This window comes from Campylobacter sp. VBCF_01 NA2, assembly GCF_027797205.1.
In the GTDB taxonomy this organism is placed as follows: domain Bacteria; phylum Campylobacterota; class Campylobacteria; order Campylobacterales; family Campylobacteraceae; genus Campylobacter_B.
In genome coordinates this window covers 632,296-654,901 of the sequence record NZ_CP115607.1, presented here as the reverse complement: position 1 = coordinate 654,901, position 22,606 = coordinate 632,296, and the positions used below count along the sequence as shown (strand labels likewise).

General features: G+C 41.7%; 23 protein-coding genes. 14 read left to right on the top strand and 9 right to left on the bottom strand.

The genetic code is table 11. From position 1 onward, the window contains the following. Position 1 precedes the first annotated feature (1 nt). Together purC and PF027_RS03470 are read right to left on the bottom strand one after the other, a co-directional pair. The gene (purC, locus tag PF027_RS03475; RefSeq protein ID WP_270871935.1) at positions 2–718 is read right to left on the bottom strand and encodes a phosphoribosylaminoimidazolesuccinocarboxamide synthase; all 717 of its coding nucleotides are present in this window, start codon (positions 716–718) and stop codon (positions 2–4) included. Between the two features lies 1 nt (position 719). Then, positions 720–2,066, bottom strand: coding sequence for a S41 family peptidase (locus PF027_RS03470; protein WP_442867877.1), 1,347 nt, complete (start codon positions 2,064–2,066; stop codon positions 720–722). A gap of 184 nt (positions 2,067–2,250) precedes the next feature. On the opposite strand from PF027_RS03470, the gene PF027_RS03465 reads away from it, so the two are divergent. After that, entirely contained in the window at positions 2,251–4,827 is a 2,577-nt protein-coding gene (locus tag PF027_RS03465; protein ID WP_270864491.1) for an ATP-dependent Clp protease ATP-binding subunit, read from the top strand. A 410-nt stretch (positions 4,828–5,237) separates the two neighbouring features. On the opposite strand, the gene PF027_RS03460 is transcribed toward PF027_RS03465, so the two are convergent. Continuing rightward, a complete protein-coding gene (locus PF027_RS03460; RefSeq protein ID WP_270871936.1) occupies positions 5,238–6,278 on the bottom strand; it encodes an HdrB C-terminal domain-containing protein in 1,041 nt (346 codons plus the stop codon). Between the two features lie 111 nt (positions 6,279–6,389). On the opposite strand from PF027_RS03460, the gene truD reads away from it, so the two are divergent. From truD to PF027_RS03440, 4 genes are all read left to right on the top strand, one after another. Further along, the gene (gene truD / locus PF027_RS03455; protein ID WP_270871937.1) at positions 6,390–7,502 is read left to right on the top strand and encodes a tRNA pseudouridine(13) synthase TruD; all 1,113 of its coding nucleotides are present in this window, start codon (positions 6,390–6,392) and stop codon (positions 7,500–7,502) included. Positions 7,503–7,613: 111 nt separating this feature from the next. Beyond that, on the top strand, positions 7,614–8,036 hold the full coding sequence (locus tag PF027_RS03450) for a hypothetical protein (protein ID WP_270871938.1): 423 nt from the start codon (positions 7,614–7,616) through the stop codon (positions 8,034–8,036). A 109-nt stretch (positions 8,037–8,145) separates the two neighbouring features. Then, positions 8,146–8,583: a hypothetical protein gene (locus PF027_RS03445; RefSeq protein WP_270871939.1), complete on the top strand. Its 438-nt coding sequence runs from the start codon at positions 8,146–8,148 to the stop codon at positions 8,581–8,583. A gap of 82 nt (positions 8,584–8,665) precedes the next feature. Next, entirely contained in the window at positions 8,666–9,316 is a 651-nt protein-coding gene (locus PF027_RS03440) for a hypothetical protein (RefSeq protein WP_270871940.1), read from the top strand. Positions 9,317–9,352: 36 nt separating this feature from the next. Here the strand turns inward: PF027_RS03440 and PF027_RS03435 are convergent, their stop codons facing one another. Beyond that, the gene (locus PF027_RS03435) at positions 9,353–10,732 is read right to left on the bottom strand and encodes an FAD-linked oxidase C-terminal domain-containing protein (RefSeq protein WP_270872049.1); all 1,380 of its coding nucleotides are present in this window, start codon (positions 10,730–10,732) and stop codon (positions 9,353–9,355) included. Next, a complete protein-coding gene (locus PF027_RS03430; protein WP_270859027.1) occupies positions 10,725–11,450 on the bottom strand; it encodes a plasminogen-binding N-terminal domain-containing protein in 726 nt (241 codons plus the stop codon). The genes PF027_RS03435 and PF027_RS03430 overlap by 8 nt, the downstream gene beginning before the upstream one ends. A gap of 129 nt (positions 11,451–11,579) precedes the next feature. Here PF027_RS03430 and PF027_RS03425 point away from each other — a divergent pair, with 129 nt between their 5' ends. From PF027_RS03425 to PF027_RS03385, 9 genes are read left to right on the top strand one after another with little or no spacing between them, the layout of a single operon-like run. Next, positions 11,580–12,749 (top strand): peptidoglycan DD-metalloendopeptidase family protein, encoded by a 1,170-nt coding sequence (locus PF027_RS03425; protein WP_270871941.1) that lies wholly within the window; start codon positions 11,580–11,582, stop codon positions 12,747–12,749. Positions 12,750–12,757: 8 nt separating this feature from the next. After that, positions 12,758–14,140, top strand: a complete 1,383-nt coding sequence (gene mgtE, locus PF027_RS03420) for a magnesium transporter (protein WP_270877356.1) — start codon at positions 12,758–12,760, stop codon at positions 14,138–14,140. Then, a complete protein-coding gene (locus PF027_RS03415) occupies positions 14,125–14,715 on the top strand; it encodes an NUDIX domain-containing protein (protein WP_270859030.1) in 591 nt (196 codons plus the stop codon). Before mgtE ends, PF027_RS03415 begins: the two co-directional genes overlap by 16 nt. Before the next feature lie 49 nt (positions 14,716–14,764). Further along, entirely contained in the window at positions 14,765–15,388 is a 624-nt protein-coding gene (locus PF027_RS03410; RefSeq protein WP_270859031.1) for a trimeric intracellular cation channel family protein, read from the top strand. Continuing rightward, a complete protein-coding gene (locus PF027_RS03405; protein ID WP_270871942.1) occupies positions 15,385–16,551 on the top strand; it encodes an aspartate aminotransferase family protein in 1,167 nt (388 codons plus the stop codon). Before PF027_RS03410 ends, PF027_RS03405 begins: the two co-directional genes overlap by 4 nt. After that, positions 16,548–17,504: an SAM-dependent methyltransferase gene (locus tag PF027_RS03400; RefSeq protein WP_270871943.1), complete on the top strand. Its 957-nt coding sequence runs from the start codon at positions 16,548–16,550 to the stop codon at positions 17,502–17,504. Before PF027_RS03405 ends, PF027_RS03400 begins: the two co-directional genes overlap by 4 nt. Beyond that, positions 17,504–17,860, top strand: a complete 357-nt coding sequence (locus PF027_RS03395; protein WP_270871944.1) for a hypothetical protein — start codon at positions 17,504–17,506, stop codon at positions 17,858–17,860. Before PF027_RS03400 ends, PF027_RS03395 begins: the two co-directional genes overlap by 1 nt. Next, positions 17,847–18,422 carry a 16S rRNA (guanine(966)-N(2))-methyltransferase RsmD gene (gene rsmD / locus PF027_RS03390; protein WP_270871945.1) on the top strand — a complete coding sequence of 192 codons (576 nt, stop codon included), beginning with the start codon at positions 17,847–17,849 and terminating at the stop codon, positions 18,420–18,422. Before PF027_RS03395 ends, rsmD begins: the two co-directional genes overlap by 14 nt. Positions 18,423–18,450: 28 nt before the next feature. Then, complete coding sequence (locus PF027_RS03385) at positions 18,451–19,212, top strand: TIGR02757 family protein (protein WP_270871946.1); 762 nt, start codon at positions 18,451–18,453, stop codon at positions 19,210–19,212. Between the two features lie 25 nt (positions 19,213–19,237). Here the strand turns inward: PF027_RS03385 and PF027_RS03380 are convergent, their stop codons facing one another. From PF027_RS03380 to PF027_RS03365, 4 genes are read right to left on the bottom strand one after another with little or no spacing between them, the layout of a single operon-like run. After that, positions 19,238–19,393 (bottom strand): hypothetical protein, encoded by a 156-nt coding sequence (locus PF027_RS03380; protein WP_270871947.1) that lies wholly within the window; start codon positions 19,391–19,393, stop codon positions 19,238–19,240. 10 nt (positions 19,394–19,403) lie between these two features. Then, positions 19,404–20,357 carry a UDP-3-O-(3-hydroxymyristoyl)glucosamine N-acyltransferase gene (lpxD, locus tag PF027_RS03375; protein ID WP_270871948.1) on the bottom strand — a complete coding sequence of 318 codons (954 nt, stop codon included), beginning with the start codon at positions 20,355–20,357 and terminating at the stop codon, positions 19,404–19,406. Between the two features lie 8 nt (positions 20,358–20,365). After that, the gene (ilvN, locus tag PF027_RS03370; protein WP_270859039.1) at positions 20,366–20,836 is read right to left on the bottom strand and encodes an acetolactate synthase small subunit; all 471 of its coding nucleotides are present in this window, start codon (positions 20,834–20,836) and stop codon (positions 20,366–20,368) included. Between the two features lie 9 nt (positions 20,837–20,845). Then, positions 20,846–22,534, bottom strand: coding sequence for an acetolactate synthase large subunit (locus PF027_RS03365; RefSeq protein ID WP_270871949.1), 1,689 nt, complete (start codon positions 22,532–22,534; stop codon positions 20,846–20,848). Positions 22,535–22,606 lie beyond the last annotated feature (72 nt).

The window sequence follows — 22,606 nt, the reverse complement described above, 5'->3', positions numbered from 1 at the left end:
TTTATCCTAAAATTCTTTTTAAAACTTCCTCATAAGCGACTTTTACATCACCGAGCCCTTGGCGGAATACATCTTTGTCTAGTTTTTGGTTCGTGTCTTTATCCCAAAAACGGCAGCTATCAGGGCTAATCTCATCAGCTAGCAAAATTTCGCCTTTACTATCTTTGCCAAGTTCGATTTTAAAGTCGATTAGGCGCAAATTTCTCTCATCGAAAAATTTAACCAAAATTTCATTTATTTTCTTTGCGATTACTTTAAGCTCGTCAAGCTCGGCTTGATCTTTTACCGCACCTAGGATTATGGCGTGTTCGTCGTTTAGGATCGGATCGCCCAAATCATCGTCTTTGTAGCAAAACTCGACCAAAGTAAATGGCAAAATCGTGCCCTCTTTGATACCAAGGCGTTTTGTAAGTGAGCCAGTAGCGACATTTCGCGCGATGATTTCAAGTGGGAAAATTTTGCATTTTTTGACTAATTGCTCAGTTTCGTTTAGCGTCTCAACTAGCGCAGTTTTGATGCCGTTTTTCTCTAATAAATGAAAAATTTGAGTTGAAATTTTGCAATTAAGTGCGCCTTTTCCAGCCTCTTCTGCCTTTTTCACGCCGTTAAATGCAGTTAGGGAATCTTTGAATTCGCTAATTAGCAAATCATCGCTGCCCTCCACAGACCACATTTTTTTGCCTTTGCCCTCGTAAATAAGCTCTTTTTTGCTTGCCATGCTACTCTCCTTTGCTTAATCTTAAAATTTTAATCGCATCGATTGCGGTTTTTAGCTGAATATCGTCGTTAATCTGCTCTTTTGAGATGAAATTTTTCTCATCTTTTTTCTCTTTTTTTTCTTCTTCTTTTTTTGGCTCTTCGACCTTTGCAAGCTCACTTTCTAGGTGTTTTTTCAGGTCGGCTTCTTTGACTGAAAATTCATTTTCGCTCTTTTGAGGCACCTTGCCAGCTGCTACAATCAAATCAGGCGTAACGCCCACAGCTTGGATTGTGCGACCGCTAGAAAGGTAATACCGCGCGATTGTTAGTCGCAAGGCTTCTTTGTTTTCGATAGGCAAAATCACCTGCACACTACCCTTGCCGAAAGTATTCTCACCCACGATTACAGCGCGTTTTAGATCCTGTAACGACCCGCTTACGATCTCGCTTGCACTCGCACTTCCGCCATTTACTAGCACGACGAGTGGCAGGTCGGTTACCTTTTTCTTAGGATCTGCGTTATGTTCCTCGGTATCGGCTTTGTTGCGACCTTTTTGCGATACGATTAAGCCCTTATCCACGAATAAATTCACAAGCCCGATTGCCTGCTCCAAAAGTCCGCCAGGGTTATTTCGCAAATCAAGGATTATCCCCTTTGCCTCAGGGTGTTCTTTTATAAATTTAGCCGTATCAGCCGTAACATGCTGGTCGAAATTTGTCACGCGCAAATACAAAATTTTCTCATCGTCTATCATTTTCGAATACGCAGACTCGACCTTGATTATATCGCGCACGATCTCCACATCAAAGGGCTTACTCTCGCCTTTGCGAACGATTGTGAGCGTGATTTTTGTTTTTGGTTTGCCACGCATTTTGCTTACAGCTTCATCGATTGTAATCCCAAGTGTCGCATTTCCGTCGATTCGCAAAATCACATCATTTGCTTTAAGCCCCTTTTTATCGGCCGGTGTGCCCTCAATCGGCGAAATTATCGTTAGTGCGCCATCTTTCATACCGACCTGAATGCCCAAACCGCCGAATTCGCCCTGAGTTTGCACCTTAGTATCATTGTAAGCTTTTTGATCCATAAAGCTAGAATGGGCGTCTAAATTTCCCATTAATCCCGAAATCGTCTTATCTACAAGCTCCGAAAAGCTCATCTGCTCGACATAGTTATTTTCCACGATTGCTAGGGTTTTAGTAAGCTTTGCCAGCGCTTCAAGCCTTGTTTTTTCGCTGTCAGGTTTTTTGGTCGAATTTGCCTCTTTCGCCTCCAAATTTCCTACAAAAAACAGACCAAAAAGTAGTGAAAATACAAAACCAAAGCCAAAAAAGAGATGTTTTTGTTGCAAAAATTTGTCCTTAATTTGAAATAGGCGGAATTCTATAAAAATTTCGCTAAATATTAGTTAAATTTAAGCCATTTTTAGCGATAAAATTTTAAAATTCAGAGCGAAAAATTTGAAAGATTAAATTTATTTACTAAAAAACCTTGACATAATTAGACTAAATATATATAATACAGACAAAATCAACTTTAAGGAGTTTTTTATGAACGAAACACTTGAAATTTTAACCGACAAAATGCACTCACTACTCGAAAGTTCGCTCTCCCTAGCTATCCACTCCAAAAATGGCGAGGTTGCGAATTTGCACATTTTGTGGGCATTGTGCGTGGATTCAACCTCTGTGCTAAATCAAATTTTTAACAAATTTGACATCAGCAAAAGCGCGGTTGAATTAGAAATCAAAAGTGCGCTACAAACCCTGCCAACTAGCTCAAATGTTACGCGCGATAATATCAAAATTTCGCGCGAAGTGGTAAATTCGTTAGAGAGCGCAAAAGGCCTAATGACGAGCCTTGGGGACAAATTTATCGCTATTGATACTTGGTTAGTGGCGAATTTAGACAAATCTCCGCTAAAAGAAATTTTGGCTAAATTTGCCGATCTTAGCGAGATAAAAAAAGAGCTAGAAATGCTAAGAGCAGGCAAAAATATCACCACCAAAACAGGCGATGACACCCTAGAAGCGCTTAGCAAATTTGCGCTAAATTTGACCCAAAAGGCGATAAATGGCGAGTTAGATCCCATTATCGGGCGCGATGAAGTCATTACTCGCATGATGCAAATACTAATCCGTAAAACGAAAAACAACCCAATACTTCTTGGCGAACCAGGTGTGGGTAAAACCGCCATTGTCGAGGGTTTGGCGCAGTTAATCGCGCAAAAAGATGTCCCGCTTAGCCTGCAAAACAAGCGCGTAATGGCGCTTGATATGAGCGCACTCATTGCCGGTGCGAAATACAGAGGCGAGTTCGAAGACCGCCTAAAAGCCGTCATCGACGAGGTCAAAAAAGCTGGCGATGTGATACTTTTCATCGATGAAATTCACACTATCGTGGGAGCTGGGGCAAGTGAAGGCAGTATGGACGCTGCAAATATCCTAAAACCTGCCCTAGCGCGTGGCGAGCTACACACTATCGGCGCGACTACGCTCAAAGAATATCGCAAATATTTCGAAAAAGACGCCGCCTTGCAGCGCCGTTTCCAGCCTGTCATCGTGGCTGAACCGACCGTGAGCGAGGCTACGGCGATACTTCGTGGCATAAAAGAGCGCTTAGAGGTTCATCACAATGTTACAATCACAGATAGCGCGCTAGTCGCTGCCACCAAGCTTAGCCACCGATATATCAGCGATAGATTTTTGCCTGATAAGGCGATTGATTTGATCGACGAGGCTGCCGCTGAGCTAAAAATGCAAATCGAGAGCGAGCCTTACGAACTAGCCAAGGCAAAACGGGAAATCCTAACCCTCCAAGTCGAAAAAGAAGCCCTAAAAATGGAAAACGACGCCAAAAACGACAAAAGACTAAATCAAATCGACAAAGAGATTGAGAATTTAAACGAAACCAAAAATTCGCTTTTGGCTAAATTTGAAAACGAAAAGGCTGTATTTAACGGCATAAGCGAAGCCAAAAAATCAATAGATAGCCTAAAAATCGAAGCCGCAAACGCTAGAAGCAAAGGCGATTTAAGCAAGGCTGCCGAGATCGAATACGGCAAAATCCCAGCCGCAAATGCCAAAGTCAAAGAGTTAGAAGCCAAATGGGAGGGTATGAAGGAAAGTGGAGTTTTGCTAAAAAATCGCGTCGATGAGGAAATGGTCGCAGGAATCCTTAGCAAATGGACAGGAATTAGCGTAAGCAAAATGCTCTCATCAGAGCGAGAAAAATACCTAAATATCGAATCTCACCTAAAACAAAGTGTCGTAGGTCAAGACGCCGCACTTCACGCCATAGCGCGCGCTGTGAAGCGAAACAAGGCTGGCCTTGCTAGCGCAAATCGCCCGATTGGAAGCTTTTTGTTTTTAGGACCTACTGGCGTAGGCAAAACAGAGAGCGCCAAAACGCTAGCGAAATTTTTATTCGACGATGAGCGAGCGATGATTAGATTTGATATGAGCGAATATATGGAAAAACACAGCGTCTCACGCTTGCTTGGTGCGCCTCCTGGATATGTGGGATACGATGAGGGTGGTCAGCTAAGCGAGGCTGTGCGCCGCCGTCCATATAGCGTGCTACTTTTCGACGAAATTGAAAAAGCACACAAAGATGTCTTTAATATCTTGCTTGGCATACTCGATGACGGGCGCGCGACCGATAATAAGGGCGTGGTTGTGGATTTTAAAAACACTATTATTATCCTTACGAGCAATATCGGTTCGGATAAGATTATGAGTCTGGGCGAAAATGAGCGCGAAAACGCCGTAAAAGACGAGCTGAAAAACTATTTCAGACCCGAGTTTATCAACCGCTTAGATGACATTGTGATTTTCAACGCCCTTAGCGAGGACAATCTCATCGATATCGTGGGGATTATGTTTAAAGAGCTGGCGCATTTACTCGAAGAGCGCGGTATCAGCGCAACTCTAAGCGAAAATGCCAAAAAGCTCATTGCCGGGGCTGGATTTGACGCAGAATACGGCGCCAGACCGCTAAGACGGGCACTTTATGATTTGGTCGAGGATAAGATCGCCGATATGATTTTAAACGACGAGCTAAAAGAAGGAAATGCAATCCTAATCGACGCCAATGGCGAGGATATCGAAATCAAGGTCGTTTCATAGGTGAAATTTAAGGCGCGAATTTGCGCCTTAAATTTAATCCATTTTATCGATACTGTCTTTTTGATTTTTAAATTTTACATTTTTCAAATTTAACTTATTTTTTGGTTTATCAAATTTGACCTTTTCGCCTTTTGGTTTTTTGGGTTGTTTTTTGGTTTTTGGCGAAATAAAATTAAAATTTTTGGTGTTAAATTGCCTTTTTGATTTACAAAAAAATCCATATAAACAAAAACTCGCAAACATAAAAAATAGTGCAAAAAATAGAAATTTTTCAAAATCATTTGAAAAATAATGCCTAAATCCATGCCACGAAATATAATTAAATTCCAAACATCTAAAAGCACAACTGTAAAAAGATATAGAGATTAAAATTAAAAAAATCTTGGCTTTCATTTGAAATTCACACCGCTCTACACCAACGCGACTTTTAGTTTATGCGACGCCAAAGTTTTTGGCTTTTCACCCTTGCTAAGAGCGATAAACTCGTCCGTGCTAAGCAGGTAAAAATCAATTAGTTCGCGCCCCATTAGCGCGCAGATTTCACCACTTTTGCCATCGATAAAACCAAACGCACTTTTAGAATTTACCAGCAAAAAATCAGCCCCGCTATCAAACGCGTCAAAGAGAATTTCCCCAGCCACCCTTAGCGCACACTCCTTTTCGGCGCCGTAAATTTCAGCCCTTAACGCCTCGTTTTCGCGCTCAAATCTCACGACATCTCCGCCAAATCTACGCACCAAATCCCGCGCGCCCTCATCGCCCCAAACAGCGATTTTAAAGCCCGTGTAGCGGTGCGGGGCAGTGTTTGCGTCTATCTCGGCTAGGCTTTGTGCGCTATAAATTTTATCCACGCGCGCTGGATCAATCCCACAAAGCTCGCAAAGCCTATCATAAATCAAATCGCAATCATAGTCCAAATTTAGGGCATTACACGGCGTGAAATACACAAGCTGTGGGCGGATAAAATCTAAAATTTCGCCCTTTTTTTCTGGAAAATTTTCGAGCAGAAAATTCGCAAAAACAAAGGCGCTGTTTCCCAAAAAAATCTCGCTAAACTTCCTTAAATTTGAGCTGTAAAAATATGGCGCTAATTCCTTGTAAAACTCGAAAGTATCGCTATTAGCGATAGCAGAAAAACTCTGAAATTTAGAGTAAAAGCTCTCGAATCCGCACTCCAAATCCTTGCGCGCCTCGCTCTGGCTAAGTGGCGCAATGTATAAAATCCTACCAAAGCGCGCCAAAATCCCACCAAATGGCTCCTCCACGCTTGCGACCACGCCATTGATTTTGACAAAACTCACGCCCTCATAGCTAAAATACGGATCGCCCGCTTTTATCTCGCATAAAAGCTCGCCCACGCTAGCGAAATTTTCGCGCTCAAAAATATATGGCTTAAAATAGCTTAAAACATCGATTTTAGGGTCAAATCTAAAAAGCCTGATCTCCAACATAACTGCTCCTTTTTGCGCCCGAAATTCTACTAAAATTTGGCTAATAATTAGATTTTTAGCCGCAATTTTATATAATGATCGCTTTTATTTTAGCCAAAAAGTGAAATTAATATGAAATTTTTATATACCTTAAACCACGCGCCCATAAACGCGCATTTTAGCAAAAACTCTGCCGATTTCGTCGTGCGCGAAGTCCCATTGTATGAGCCTAGCGGCGATGGCGAGCATGCGATGATACATCTGCAAAAAAAGGACCTAACCACCTGGGAAGCCTTGCAGATTTTAAGCGAACATTTAGGCGTTAAGATGCGCGATTTCGGCTATGCAGGGCTTAAAGACAAAGAGGGCTTAACTAGCCAGTTTGTTACATTTCCTTTCAAATTCGCGCCAAATTTAGAGAGTTTTTCGCACGAAAAAATCAAAATTTTAAGCCTTAATCGCCACAAAAACAAGCTAAAAATCGGACATTTAAAGGGAAATAATTTTTTTATCCGCCTAAAAAAGGTCTTGCCAACTGACGCTTTAAAACTGCGCGAAGCTCTTGAAACACTCAGCGCACAGGGGTTTGCGAACTATTTTGGCTTTCAACGCTTTGGCAAATTTGGCGACAATGCCGAGGCAGGTCTAGCGATACTGCGTGGCGAAAAGCGCATTAAAAACCCTAAAATGCGCGATTTCTTAATCAGCGCGTATCAAAGCGAGCTATTTAACACTTGGCTAGCCAAAAGGGTTGAAATTTCAAAATTTGCTAGCGAATTTAGTGTGAGCGAGTTTGCCAAAATTTACGGATTTGACAAAGACCTTGCCAAATCTATCGCCACTCAGGCGCAATTTTACAAGCTACTTCCGGGCGAGATTTTGGGGCATTTCCCGCACGGAGCGTTTTTTACCTGCGAGGATTTAGGCGCAGAGGTAGAGCGATTTGTGCGCCGCGATATCACGAGCGCTGGGCTCATCGCTGGGGCGCAAAAACTGCGCGCAAGTGGCGTGGCGAATAGATTTGAGAGCGAGATTTTCGCCGAGGCTGAGGGGCATTTGGCGCAAACAAACGGCTCGTATCGCTATGCGTGGAGCTATATAGAGGATATCTCGCACAGCTACGACGAGGAAAAGGCGCAGTTTGGATTTAGCTTTTATCTGCCAAAAGGCTCGTATGCAACGGTGATTTTGGAGGAAATTTTGCATAGAGAAATTTTCGAAAATTTCGCCCCTAACGAAGAGTAAAATTTGAAATTTAGCCAAATTTCGCTTCGCAAGCTAAAAATACTGCACCGAATTTGAAATAATGAGAAATTTGATAAAAATATAAAATTTGGTGGGCAAGGATGGTGCTTAGTGAATACAAATACCATTATTAGAGGATTTATAGGATTATTTATTTGCATTATGTTATTTATCATACATTCTGTAAGTATGGTTTTTGTGTTTTGGTTGGTTGATAATATTATTTATTATGGAGAAATAAAGCAAAAGATTTTTGGTTTTTTTGCAATATTCTTCGGACCCATTATAAGTTTTTTTGTGTGTTCTTATGTTTATTTCTTGTTTTCACATAAAAAAAGTATTTATGTGTTTATGCTTATTGTCCCTATATTTATATTTTTTACGATGAAAATAACGAAAAACAAAATAATTGATTATTTCAATATACCAGAAGATTTGGGTATAGCAGAAATTATTGATATAACGATAGCAATTTTATTATATGTAGTTACAAAAATATTAATAGAAAAATTAATTTTAAAGGATGAAAACTGATAAAATTTGATAAAAATATAAAATTTAGTAGGCAAGGATACCACCATACGGTGCTTTTTACTTGCTTATCCGGTGATAAGATTATTGAATATTTTTAAGAGGAATTGATTTGAGTAAATTTATAAAAATAATTTTTTTGTTTATTTTATCAGTATTTCAACCATTTGGATTTGCGATATTGTATAAATTTTTTATGGCTGATAAAGTATCTAATAATCCAAATTTATCTGATGAATTATTTCCAGATTTTCACATTTATGTTGAATTAATGATTTTATTTGGATATGGTCTTGTTTTTGCAATATTTTTGTTGGTTATTGGAAGCTACCAAATTTATAAGGATATAAAAATTAATTCTTTCTTACTATTATTTGCATTTTTTATTTTATATGCGACGATGACAACGATATTGTGCAATATGAATTTAAAAATCGAAAGTTTGCATATGATAATGCAGTGCAACTGGTTTGTTTTTGGATTTGGTATTATTTTGGCATTACTTACAATATTTTTTAAATTAAGAATTTTAGATAGAAGACAGAAATGATAAAATTTGATAAAAATATAAAATTTGGTGGGCAAGGATACCCACCCTACGGTGCTAGAATTTCAAAAATAAAGGAAAAGGTTTGAAAAATAAAGAAAAAAACAACATATCGAAAGAACCTATAATCATAAAAAATGATTGGTTTTTTAAAGCAGAAATAGCCAATAGGGTTTTTTTAATATCAATATTCGCGCTTATGTTGTGCTTCTTGCTGTGTGTAACAAATGAGGATGTATTGCGAGAAACAAAAAGAAAAATAGGAATTGCAATTTGTATAGGTGGCATTTTTTACGCGATTTTTAACAATTTAAAATATTTTTGGGCGATGAAAAATACTGCCTTATTTTCCAAAATTTATGTAGATAGAATTGAATACGAGTATTTGAAATTTGATGGCAATAAATACACACATACTATGCCATTAGAAAACGCAAAAATTAGCTATTCTTATGTGCCAATATTTGGCAATTTTAAAGTCGAGGACAATAGTTTTTTAGATGTTTTTCTTAAACCGGTAATTTTTGTTGCAAACTTGGTAAAAAAAATTATTTTTTGGGTTTTAAATGGAGTTAGACGGGAAAAATATTTGGTTTTTTTCTATGAAGGGATTTTTATAAGTATGAAATTTAACGATTATTTGATTGAAAAGTTTAAAACAGAAGTTTTTTGCGAAACGAGTAAATTTTCTAGCATGATAGGATATTTTTTAATAGAAAATAAGAAAGTATCATAGGGTGGGCATACTTGCCCACCGCAAATGAGCCGAATTTTACAGCCCCATTTTGTTTGGATTTAGGATATTGTTTGGATCAAAGGCCTTTTTAATCGCGCGGAAAAGCTCCATTTCAGCCTCGTTAAATGCCATTTTCATATACGGAGCCTTCGAAATACCAATCCCATGCTCCCCACTTAGCGTGCCACCAAGCTCCACGGTCGCTGCGAAAATCTCCTCGATAGCTAGGTGAGCCTTTTTGACCTCTTCGACATTGCTTTTATCAGCCATGACATTTGTATGGACATTGCCATCGCCAGTGTGCCCAAAACACGGTGTAACAAGCCCATATTTAGCCGAAATTTCAGCGATTTTATCCAAAAGCGCAGGTAAATTCGAGCGTGGCACGGTGATATCTTCGTTTAGCTTCAAAGAGCCGTAGCAGGTGATAGATTGCGAGCAGTTTCTGCGCGCAAACCAAATATCCGCACTCTCGCGCTCGTCCTTTGCTACGCGAAATTCGCTAGCGCCATTTGCGATAAAGCTATCTTTGATCACGCGCAAATCGGCTTCTAGGCTATCTTCGATATTGCCATCGACATCGCAGATTAGTATCGCACCAGCGCTTGTTGGCAGACCTTTGTGAAATTTCTGCTCGACAGCCTTTATACACAGATTGTCCAAAAACTCCATTGCCACGGGCGTTACGCCACTCGCCATTGTCTTATACACGGCGTCCATTGCGTTTTTGACACTTGGGAAAATTCCCATTGCGGTCTTTTTAAATTTTGGCATTGCGATGAGTTTTAGCGTGATTTCGGTAATCACAGCAAGCGAACCCTCACTAGCGATTAAAATTCCAGCGATATTATACCCAGCGACATCTTTTATCGTGCGTTTGCCAGCGCGTATGATTTCGCCACTAGGAAGCACAGCGCGTAGAGCCATGACATAGTCTTTGGTTATGCCGTATTTCGCCGCTCTCATACCGCCTGAGTTTTCAGCAACATTGCCACCAAGCGTGCTGTATGCTTCACTCGCAGGATCTGGCGGGTAAAACAGCCCCATTTTGGCGACTGCGTTTTGCAAATCTTTGTTTATCACGCCCGGCTGAACGACGGCGACTAAATTTTGCAAATCAATCTCTAAAATTTTATTCATGTGCTTTTCAAAGCCTAGAATTATCCCGCCCTCATGCGCCAAAGAACCGCCCGTAAAGCCACTTCCAGCCCCGCGCGGGATAATTGGCAGATTGTGAGCGTTGCAGTATTTTAAAATCTCGCTTACATCGCTCTCATCTCGTGGGAAAAGCACAGCGTCTGGCTTAAAACGCCTTCTAGTCGCGTCGTAGCAGTAGGCGATTTTATGCGCTTCGTCGAAATAGGCGTTCTCCTCGCCTAGTAAATTTGTAAAAAATTCTATGTCAGAATTATTCATCATCTAAGCCCAAAAGATATGAGTAGTGTCTGTCATAGTCGCTAATCGGACCATTTGTGAAATCCCAAAACACGGTTTTGATATCCCCTACGCGTGAATAAAACGGAAGCGTGTAGTAAGCGACCTTGCCACTTTCATAGGTGCGAAGTGGTTTGAAGCTGCCGCAGTCTGCGAATACGCTCTTTTCGTTCATTGCGATAAAAATTAGCCCAGTGCTGTTTTTCGCGCAAATTTTGCGGAAATCATCACGGCTCGGGTTTGGTTTGGAATTTAGCCTCAAATACGCTCCGCCAAGGTCAGGGTGAATAAACTCGATATTTGGGAAAGCCTGCACGATTTGTGCGTAAATTTCGGCATTTGGAGCCACGATTAGGGCGCGGTCATAAAGGTAATTTAAAATCACCTTATCGCCATTAGCTGGCAAAATTTTTGGTAGCGGCAGAGCCTTTTGCTCCAACATACCAAAGACTTCAAATCTGATTTTTGCCTTTGCGCCGGATTTTTCGCTGACTACTGCGCGCGCGATGATAGCGTTTTCGCCGTTGCCGAAATCATGCATTACAATCCCAGCGCTTCCTACCATGATAGCGGGATTATCAGCGATTACGGCTTCGCCATTTTGCACATCAAAAATCAGCGTTTCATAAGGTGGCATGTAAAACTCAGCCCCAAAAACAGATGATAAAAATAGCCCCAAAGCAAGTAAAATTCGTTTCAAATTTAACTCCTAAAATAAAATTTTCGCCAATTATACATAAGAATTTACAACAAACGGCAAGGGATATTTGCCAAATATAAACCAAATTTGGCTAGAATTGAGGTTTTAATTTCAATTTTAAAGCGGTTTATGATGAGAATTTTTGCACTGATTTTTTTACTTTTTAGCCTTTCATTTGCCAGTTCTTCGAGTGTGGAAAAATTTAAATGGCCCTCAGGCGTGAGCTTACTACAATTTATGGAAAATTTCTCTATTCCGCTCTCGACATATTATGATTTAGACAAAGAGGATCAAGAATTAGCCGCCGAAGTGCGCGCAGATGTCGAGTGTATGATGCTAAAAGACCCGCTTGGCAAAATCGTCCAAGTCCTAATCCCCATAAACGACGAACTTCAAATCCAAATTTACCGCGACAAAAATGGAATTTACAAATTTATCTACACGCCGATTGTTTATGAACAGCACTCTTACGCTTTAAGTATTGAGATTACTTCATCGCCCTCAAACGATATCTTAAAGGCTACTGGAAGTATCGCGCTAGCAAACGAATTTTCGAGCGTTTTTAAAAACGAGGTAAATTTCAAAAAACTACAAAAAGGCGATCGCCTTACGATTTTATACGAGCAAAAAACAAGGCTTGGCAGACCGTTTGGCGGGGTTAAAATCCTAGCTGGCACAATCGAGGAAGCCAAAAAGCCAAAATCGCTTTATTATTTCGATGACAAATACTATAACGAAACTGGCAAAAAGGTCGAACATTTCGTGCTTACCACGCCACTTGTTTATACTAGAATTTCATCTCGTTTCACGCCTAAACGCTTCCACCCGGTGCTTAAACGATACCGCGCGCACCTGGGCGTGGATTATGCTGCGCCAAAAGGCACAAAAGTAAATGCCGCAGGCAATGGCAAAGTAACCTTCGTAGGGCGCAAAAACGGCTATGGAAACACCGTCGAAATCAACCACGGCGGAGGTTTGGTTACGCTGTATGCGCATTTAAGCGGATTTGCCAAAGGGTTAAAAGTCGGCATGAGCGTAAAACAAGGTCAATTAATCGCCTATGTGGGATCTACTGGGCTAAGCTCGGGGCCGCATTTGCATTTGGGTCTGTATCGCAACAACCAGCCAGTCGATCCCCTAAAAACCATAAAAATCACAAAATCAAATTTCGTAAGCGAAGAAGAGCGCAAATTTAAGGCGTTGGTAAAGGATATGAACGCTAAATTTGACGCGGTTAAAGACGGCTCGAAAAACCCAGCGAAATTTGAACCTTATGAAAATTTAGTCAGCATAAATTAGAGGCAAAAATGGAAGCAAAAGATAAAGAATTTTTGACAGATTACGAAGAAGCCGAAGCTCTTTTAGAGGCGCATATCGGCGATACGATAGAAGAAGAGCTAAGCCCAGCGGACCTTGCAGATCACTTAAAGGCGCTTAAAAAACACGACGAGGAAAAATATGTCGAATTCCTAGAAAAACTCGACCCCGAGGACCTCGCTGACGCTGCACTTGAAATGCCAGATCACATGCTCGAAGATATCATCGAAACCCTTCCGAGTGAAAAAATCGTCGAAGCTATCGAGGAACTAGAAAGTGATGATCAAGCAGAACTACTCCAAAGTATCGAAGAAATCGACGAGGATAAGGCAAAGGAGCTTTTTTACGGGCTTGATGAGGACGATCGCCACGATATTTTGACGATTAACAAATACGACGATGACGAAGCTGGCGCGTATATGCAAACCGAGGTTTTTAGCGCACGCGAAAACCAAACCCTAGGCGAAGCTGTCGATATGCTAAGGGTAATGCGCCAAAACGGCGATATCGAAAATGTTTTTCAGCTCTTTGTTTTAGATGATAAGGGCCACATGCTAAGCGCGTTTTCGACCTCGGATTTGATTTTATACGATTTTTCGCTCACGCTAAAAGAAATTTCGCAAAAATTTAACGCAGACGCAAAGGTGCATTTCGCCACCGATACCGATAAAATCGAAGATGTCATCAAGGATTTCGAGGAATTTGACCTAAATGTAATCCCTGTTTTGGACGCAAACGGCGTGCTGATTGGACGAATCACAGCCGATGATGTGCATGATTTGATTCAAGAGCGCGCCACAGAGCAAATTTACAACCTTGCTGGTGTCGATGATGAGGCCGAGGAGGAAGATACTGCATTTTCAACTGGAAAGGCGCGTGCATCGTGGCTAGGCGTGAATTTATGCACGGCGATTATTAGCTCGATTATCATCGGACTTTTTGACGCTACAATCGAGCAGCTCGTCGCCCTTGCCGTGCTTATGCCAATCGTGGCCTCCATGGGTGGCAACACAGGCACACAGGCTCTCACCGTTACGGTGCGTCGCCTAGCCCTTGGCGAAATCGAGGCGCGCGATATCCGCTCGGTAATCACGCGCGAAGTTACCATTTCGCTGGTAAATGGCTCGATTTTTGCCGTGGCAATGGGAGTTGTGGCGTGGGTATGGTTTGGCATGAAGCTTCTTGGCGTCGTGATTGCGATGTCAATGGTGATAAATTTGACCTTGGCTGGATTTTTTGGCGCGATTATTCCGATTGCCTTGCGCCGTTTTGGAATTGATCCAGCTGTTGGAAGCTCGGTTTTGCTGACTACGGTTACTGATATAGTGGGATTTTTTAGCTTTTTAGGACTTGCGACATGGATATTGATATAAAAAATTTTAAAATTTCAAAACTCGAACACTCGAATTTCATTAAGCCATTTAGGCTAAATTTTGAATTAAACGGCGAGGCGCGCGCGTGGGATTGCGTCAAGGTGCATGATAGCGTCTCAATCCTGCTGTATCACAGCGAAAAAAAGGCGTTTTTGCTCGTTAAGCAGTTTCGCCCAAGCGTGTGGTTTTACCAAGACGAAAATTTAATAAACTGCGATGAAAAGGGCTTTACCTACGAGCTGTGCGCTGGGATTTTAGACAAAGGCATTAGCGAGGAACAAACCGCAATCGAGGAAATTTACGAAGAAACCGGATATGAACTTAAAAATTTAGAGTTTATCACGAGCTTTTACAGCGCGCTTGGTTTTGGCGCAAATCGCCAAATTTTATTTTACGGCGAGATTGATGAGAGTATGAAAAAAGGCGCAGGTGGCGGGGTCGATGGCGAGAATATCGAGCTGTATTTTTTGCCGTTAGATGAAGCTAAAAAATTTATGTATGATGAAAAAATCGTGCGAGCCTCTGGGTTAGTGGCGGCGTTTTTGTGGTTTTTCCAAAACAAGGGCGAAATTTAATGCAAATTTTAGCCCAAATTTCACTAAATTTTAGAATTTACCCACGCCGATGACACAGCATAATATCATTTTATATATCGAATACATCGGCATTGCCTCGGCTTCTTTGAGCGGATTTTTATTCGCGGTTAAAAGGGATTGCGACTGGCTGGGGATTTTTTTGGCTGCGTTTTTGACCGCCCTTGGTGGCGGGATTGTGCGCGATATCACGGTGGGCAGACCGCTGTATTCCTTCACGCACTATATGCCAGTAATCATCGTCATTGCGGTGCTTATCGCCTCGCATATTTTCGCAGCCCAGACCAAAAAACTGCAAGGCAGATTTATATTTATTTTCTCCGACGCAATCGATGTGATTTGCTTCTCGATTGTCGGAGCTATGGTTTCGATCGAGTATGGATTAAATGTTTTTGGGGCGATACTTATCGCCTTTTTTAATGGCGTTGGTGGCGGAATTTTGCGCGATGTGCTATTAAACGAGGTGCCGTGGTTTTTGCGCACGGGGCTTTATGGGACGATAAGTATGGGTGTCGGGCTGGTTTATTTTATCTTAGACTGGCTTGACTTGGCGAATATCTACACGATTTTGGCACTATTTTTCGCTGGGATTGTAGTTAGAATGTTTGCGTATTATAGGGGTTGGCATTTGCCAAAGGTGGAGTATAACAAATGAAGTATTTAATGAGTAATTTTTCTAGGGTCGATGTCGCTTTTACGAGGGGTAAAGGCGCGAAGCTATGGGATAGCAACGGCGAGAAATACATTGATTTCGCCGCTGGAATTGGGGTGTGTAGCCTAGGGCATGCAAGCCCTGTGGTGATAGAGGCCATAAACACGCAAAGCGCGATGATAATCCATAGCTCGAACATTTATAGAGTCCTGCCACAAGAGGTGCTAGCCAAAAAAATCAGCAATCTTTTGGGCTATCAAACATACGCTGTGTTTTGCAACTCTGGGGCAGAGGCGAACGAAGCAGCCATAAAAATGGCACGCAAATACGGCACGACTAAATTTGAGAGCAAAAAATATGAAATTTTAACTCTAAAAAATTCCTTCCACGGACGCACTATGGCTACTTTGAGTGCCACAGGACAGGATAAATTTCACCCTGAAATTTTCGCTCCATACATTGAGGGATTTAAATTTTACGACGGAATCGATGAAATCATCGCAAATATCAGCGATAAAACGGTCGCTGTGATGATAGAACTAATCCAAGGCGAGGGCGGAATTTGCCCACTGGATAAAAAATCAGTCCAAAAACTAGCCAAAATTTTAAAAGAAAAAAACCTACTTCTAATCACCGACGAGGTCCAATGTGGCGTCTATCGCTCGGGCGAGTTTGTCGCAAGCAAGATTTATGGTATCGAGCCTGACATTATCACCTTTGCCAAAGGGCTAGCAGGTGGCGTGCCAATCGGAGCGTGCGTGGCTAGGGAAAATATCTTTGCCCCTGGCGAGCATGGAAGCACATTTGGTGGCAATCACCTAGCCACATCGACCGCAAACGCCGTTTTGCGCGAGCTAGAATACCTCTACGAAAGCGGCGAGCTTAAAAAAACTATCGCTGAATTTGAAGAAAATTTAGACAAAATTCTAAAAGATTTCCCAAATTTCTTCGAATCTCGCACAGGGCTTGGACTAATGCAAGGCTTGGTTTTAAAGGACAGCACATATCTAAGCATACTCTTTGCCGAGTGCCTAAGAAACGGACTTTTGGTGCTAAAATCAGGTAGTAAAACGCTAAGATTTTTACCGCCATTAAACATAAAGAAAAAAGAGATAAAAGCAGGATTTGAAATTTTGCGCAAGACTCTTGAAGAGCTTCAAGATTGAAATTTAGCGATTTTTTCGAGGCGTGGCTAAACGAAGGCTACTACGCAAATGGCGTTAAAATCGGCAAAGAGGGCGATTTTTACACCGCTGTTAGCGTGGGAAGCTTTTTTGGGATTTGCTTGGGGCGCGAAATTTTGCGCCTTAGTGCGAATTTTACTGGCAAAATTTCACTCGTCGAAATCGGCGCAAACGAGGGATTTTTGCTCGCTGATATAGCGCAAGCGCTTTTTACTTTTGACCCAAATTCTTTGGCGAAATTTGAGTTTGTCATCATCGAGCCACACCAGAGGCTGCGCCAAATCCAAAGCGAAAATTTCGCTAAAAAATTTGGCGATGAAATCACGCTAAAACACCTCTCTTCGCTAAAAGAAGCGAAATTTAGCGAGGCGATTTTTATCGCAAACGAGCTTTTTGACACCTTCAAATGCGAGGTTGTCCAAGATGGCAAAATGCTTTATATCGAGGATTTTAAACAAATTTGGCGCGAAATTTGCGATAATGAAATTTTAAAATTTAGCGCTGGGGGCGCAGAAATTCCGCTTGGATACGAGGAATTTGCTAGTAGCATTAATGCGCAAAAATTCGCCTTTTTGGCATTTGATTATGGCAAAATGGGTGCGAGCGGGGAAATTTCGCTTAGAATTTACAAAAATCACCAAGTCTATAATTTTTTTGAAATTCAAAATTTAGCCGAATTTTACGGGGTAAGCGACATTACTTACAATGTAGATTTTGAAATTTTATCGCGAGCTTTTGAGAATACTGGCGCGAAAATTGGCAGATTTATGAGTTTTGAAAAGGCTTTGATTGAATTTGGCGCGACACAAATTTTGGAGCAATTTGCGCAAAATTTGGGTCAAAACGGCTATCAAAACGCCCTAGCCCAGTTTAACCACCTGCGCCACGAATTTGGCGAAAAGTTCAAATTTATCGAGTTTTTAAAAGGATTTTAATGAGAGTTTTTATCGATTGCGAATGCGAGATTATGCAAAAAAGCCTCGAAATGTTTTTGGCAAATTTCGCCGTGCAGAATTTAAGCGAGGCCGATTTTGTCGTGACAGACACTGCCAGAGCAAGTGCCAAACCGCTCTTTATCATCGCCAAAAACGGCGATTTAGAATTGCCGTTTAGCAAAGAACAGCTTGTTTTGGCGCTTAAAAATTTTAGCGCAAGCGAGATCGTGCAAGCTAGCTATAATAAATTTGAGTTTTCACAAAATTTGGATTTAGAAGCGCAAATCGGCGCAGTATTTGATGAATTTAAGGCGCGAATTTTAGAAATTTTAAGGAAACAAAGTGGCGAAATTTAGAGGCAAAATTTCAAGCGGAATTTACAAAGGAAAAAGCTTGGAACTCCCAAGCATAGGCACTACGCGTAGCACGAAATCAATCGTAAAAGGCTCGTTTTTCGACTCATTTAGGTATGAATTAGAGGGCAGTTGCTTCATCGAGGGCTTTGGCGGAAGCGGCGGCATGGCGCTCGAAGCCCTTAGCAACGGCGCAAAAGAGGTTTTTGCTATCGAAAAAGACCGCAAAGCTTACGAAATCACAAGGCGTAACTTCGCCCTTTTTGGCGTAGAAAAAAATGCCCTAAATGGCGATTGTTTCGCGCTTTTGCCACAAATTTTGGCGAATTTAGACAACGAAAAAATTTTCATCTACCTTGATCCGCCATTTGATATCAGAGATGGTTTTGCTGGAATTTACGAGCGCGTAGTGGGCCTAATCTGCGAAATTTGCGAGTGCGAAGGGGTAAAATTTGTGATAATTGAGCACGCAAGTGAGGTGAAATTTGAGGCAAATATCGCCAAATTTAGTCTTTTAAAATCCAAGAAATTTGGCGCCACGACGCTATCTTACTATGCAAAATAAAATTTCAAAAAACCTTAGCGGTGCCGAAATGAAGGCACTTTTGGAGTATTATTCGGCGCGTAGTAATACTGATGAAAATCTTTTTAGTGCCCCAGATCCCTTGCAAGTGCTAAAACCTCTCGCCCACACCCCGCACGCGCCCGTAATCGCGCTAATTTGCGCACTTTTTGCCTATGGAAACGCAGGGCAGATAATCAAATTTTTAAATTCGCTAAATTTTGATTTGCTTGAAAGCGATGAAAAGACGATAAAATCAGCTTTACAAGGCAAAAAATACCGCTTTCAAAGCGAGCGCGATGTGGCGGAGATTTTTCTCGCGCTTCGCAGGCTTTGCGAGTGCGATATAGAAAAAATCATTTTAAATGGTATGAAAAATGGCGAAATCATAAACGGCATAAATGCGCTCATAGCCCAAATTTACGAGCTTTCAGAGTATCGCTCGGCTGGATATGAGTTTTTCTTCGGCAAAAATTTCACCACTAAACCTACCTCGCCATACAAACGCTACAATCTGTTTTTGCGCTGGATGGTGCGCAAAAGCGATATAGATTTAGGGCTGTTTTCGCGCATAAGTTCGTCCAAACTACTCATACCGCTAGATACTCACACGCACAAGGTCTCACTAGCCTTAGGTTTGATTGATAGGAAGGTTTATGATTTTCGCGCTGTTAGCGCTCTTAGCGCGAAACTGCGTGAGTTCGACCCGCACGATCCGATAAAATATGATTTTGCGCTGTATAGACTAGGACAAAGCAGAGAAATTGAGGAATTAATAAAAAATTTGAAGTGAAATTTAGCCCATTTTTGGGCTAAATTTAGATTTCTACGACTATTTTTCTGGCGTTTTCATCGACATAGATTGCGAAAATTTCGTGTTTTTTCTCGCCCACGACTTCCACTTCACAACCCCTAAGCTCGGGGCTTTCTAGTATAATTCTATCAATAGTGTCTTTCAGCTCTTCTAGCGTCATTTTTTAATCCTTATTTATCTTTGAAAAATCGCGCGATCTTGGCTTGGAGTTTAAACCACTCTTTTAGCTCCATTATCGGGTGGCCGGCGAAATTTTTACCAGCTGGCAGGTCTTTGCTAATCCCGCCTCTGGCTGCGACTTGGACAAAATCCCCTACCCTGACATGTCCGCCACTGCCTGCTTGACCGCCGAGGACGACATTTCTACCAAGTATAGTTGATCCTGCAAGTCCCACTTGTGAGACGATTAGACAATTTTGACCTAGCTCGCAGTTGTGTCCGATTTGGACTAGATTGTCGATTTTGGTGCAAGATGAAATTATCGTAGAGCCAAAAACCGCCCTATCTATCGTGGTATTTGCGCCGATTTCGACCTCATCTTCGAGCACGACATTTCCATTGTGATAAATTTTAACATGCGTACCGTCGCTTCTGTGCGCGTAGCCAAAGCCGTCCGAGCCGATAACTGCGTTTGCTAGGATATGGCAGCGAGCCCCGATAATCGTGTCATTGTAAATCACGACCCCTGGGTGAATCACACAATCATCGCCGATAACGACATCATCGCCAATATACGCACCAGCGCAGACTACGACTCTCTCGCCGATTTGGGTATTTGAGCCAATATAAACACCCTTTGCGATTTGCGCACTTTTAGCAATCGCGCTTGGGCGAGGCTCCCTGATAAGCGGTTTTGCGAAATATTTGCTCAGTATTGCAAAGGCTAGGTGCGGATTGACACACTCGACTTTGATTATGTTTTTTGGAACCTCTACGCCCTTTTTTACCAAAACAGCACACGCCTTGCTATCTGCGATAAATTTTTCATTTTTTTCGCTATCGCAGTAGCTAAGCTCGCTCCCGTTTGCATTTTGTAATGAATTTATCGCTGTGATTTCGGCATCTTCGATCCCCAAACTAGCAAAATCCATTCTTAAAATTTTAACAATTTCAGAAAGTTTCATATCTTCTCCTACATATCAAGTGCGACGCTACCGCTTCTGACGATATCGATTGGGTTGTATTTTTTCACGGTCTTTAAAAAACTCTCGATTCTATCAGCGTCATCGCACGCCATAAGCACGATATGGTTTTCGTCGCTGTTTGCGATAGAGCCGTTATACGCTTTTAGCAAAGCGTCAAGTCCGGCTAAATTTTCGTTTAATGCGATTTTTATTAAAACCATCTCTTTTTCGACAAAATTTGCCTCCTCGATTACTTTATAAATCGGGATTAGCTTGTGAAGTTGCTTCGTAATCTGCTCGATAATGCGCTCATCGCCCAAGGTTACAATCGTAAGCCTAGATAAATTTGTATTTGGGATAGGTGCGACGGTTAGGGAGTTGATATTATATCCGCGCCCTGCAAAAAGCCCAGAAATACGAGAAAGCACGCCGTGTTCGTCCAAAACTATGACTGAAATAATTCTTTTTATACTATTCATAATCAAATCCTATTCAAATATCATATTATATAGCGCGCCACCTGCTGGCACCATTGGGAAAACATTTTCGAAGCGATCGACCTTAACCTCGATAAAGCAAACCTTATTGCTTTCAAGCGCAGTTTTTAGCGCACTTTCAAACTCAGCTTTTGTGCTAACGCTAAATCCAAGCCCGCCAAAGCTCTCTACGAGTTTTACAAAATCTGGCTGTTTGCTAAGATCTGTCGATGAAAATCTCGCACCATAAAACATACTTTGCCACTGTCTAACCATACCCAAAAAGTTGTTATTAAGTATGATATTTACGACACCAAGATTATTTTCACTAAGCGTCATTAGCTCTTGGATATTCATCAAAATTGAGCCATCGCCTGTGAAATTTATCACCTGCCTTTTCTCGCCAGCGTAAGCTTTCGCTCCCATTGCAGCAGGCAAGCCATATCCCATAGTGCCAAGCCCACCGCTTGTAAGAAGCGTGCGAGGGCGGTTAAATGGATAAAACTGGGCTACCCACATTTGGTGCTGACCGACATCTGTGACGATGATAGCGTCATCGCTTGCGATCTCGCCAGTTTTTTGCACTACCCATTGTGGTTTTAAAACCTCATCGCTATCTGTGTATTTTAGCGGGTGAATTTCTTTATAAATTTTGATTTGTTCGCGCCATTTGGCGTAGTTTGCAGGCTCTGCTTCGTCCTTTAATCTAGGATTTAGCTCTGCTAGGACTGATTTTACATCGCCTACGATTGGGAAATGCGCATTTACGATTTTTGAAATCGAGCTTGGGTCGATATCGACATGGATTATTTTTGCGTTTTTAGCGAATTCTTCGAGTTTTCCAGTTACCCTATCATCAAATCTCGCTCCAAGGCAGATTATAAGGTCTGTTTCGCTAAGCGCCATATTGGCTGCGTAGCTTCCGTGCATTCCCACTAAGCCCAAATTTAACTCATCGTCGCTTCTCATCGCACCAAGTGCCATTAGAGTCTCTACTACTGGGATTTGCGTGATATGTGCTAGCTGTCTTACTTCCTCGCTAGCCTCGCTTAAAATCACGCCACCGCCAATATAAATTATCGGGCGTTTGGCCGCCATTATTAGCTCTGCTACTTTTTTTATCTGTTTTGCGTTGCCTTTGTAAGTCGGGCGATATGTTTGCATTTTTATCTCATTTGGATAGACAAATTCGCCAAGCTTAGCCGTGACATCCTTTGGCACATCGATATGCACAGGACCCGGTCTGCCAGAGCGCGCGATATAAAACGCTTGTTTTAGCACCATTGGAAGCTCTTCGACGGTTTTTACTAGGAAATTGTGTTTGACACATGGTCTTGAAATTCCAACCGCATCAATCTCTTGAAATGCGTCAGTTCCGATAAGCGAACCAGCAACCTGTCCGCTAATTAGCACGATTGGGATAGAATCTGCATACGCAGTGGCAAGGCCTGTGATTGCATTTGTAAAACCAGGACCGCTTGTTACGATAGCTACGCCTACTTTGCCGCTAGCGCGTGCATATCCGTCAGCTGCCATAGTCGCAGCTTGTTCGTGGCGCACCAGGATATGCTTGAAATATGTTTGTTTGTATGTTTCATCATATATGTTTAGCGCAGCGCCACCAGGATATCCAAATACTACCTCAACGCCCTCTTGATGAAGCGCCTCGATAATCATCTGCGAACCGTTTAATTTCTCCATGTTCAATCCTAATTATGAAATGACTGGATATTTTATTATTTTTTAGATTAAATTCTAAGAATTTTTTAAAGA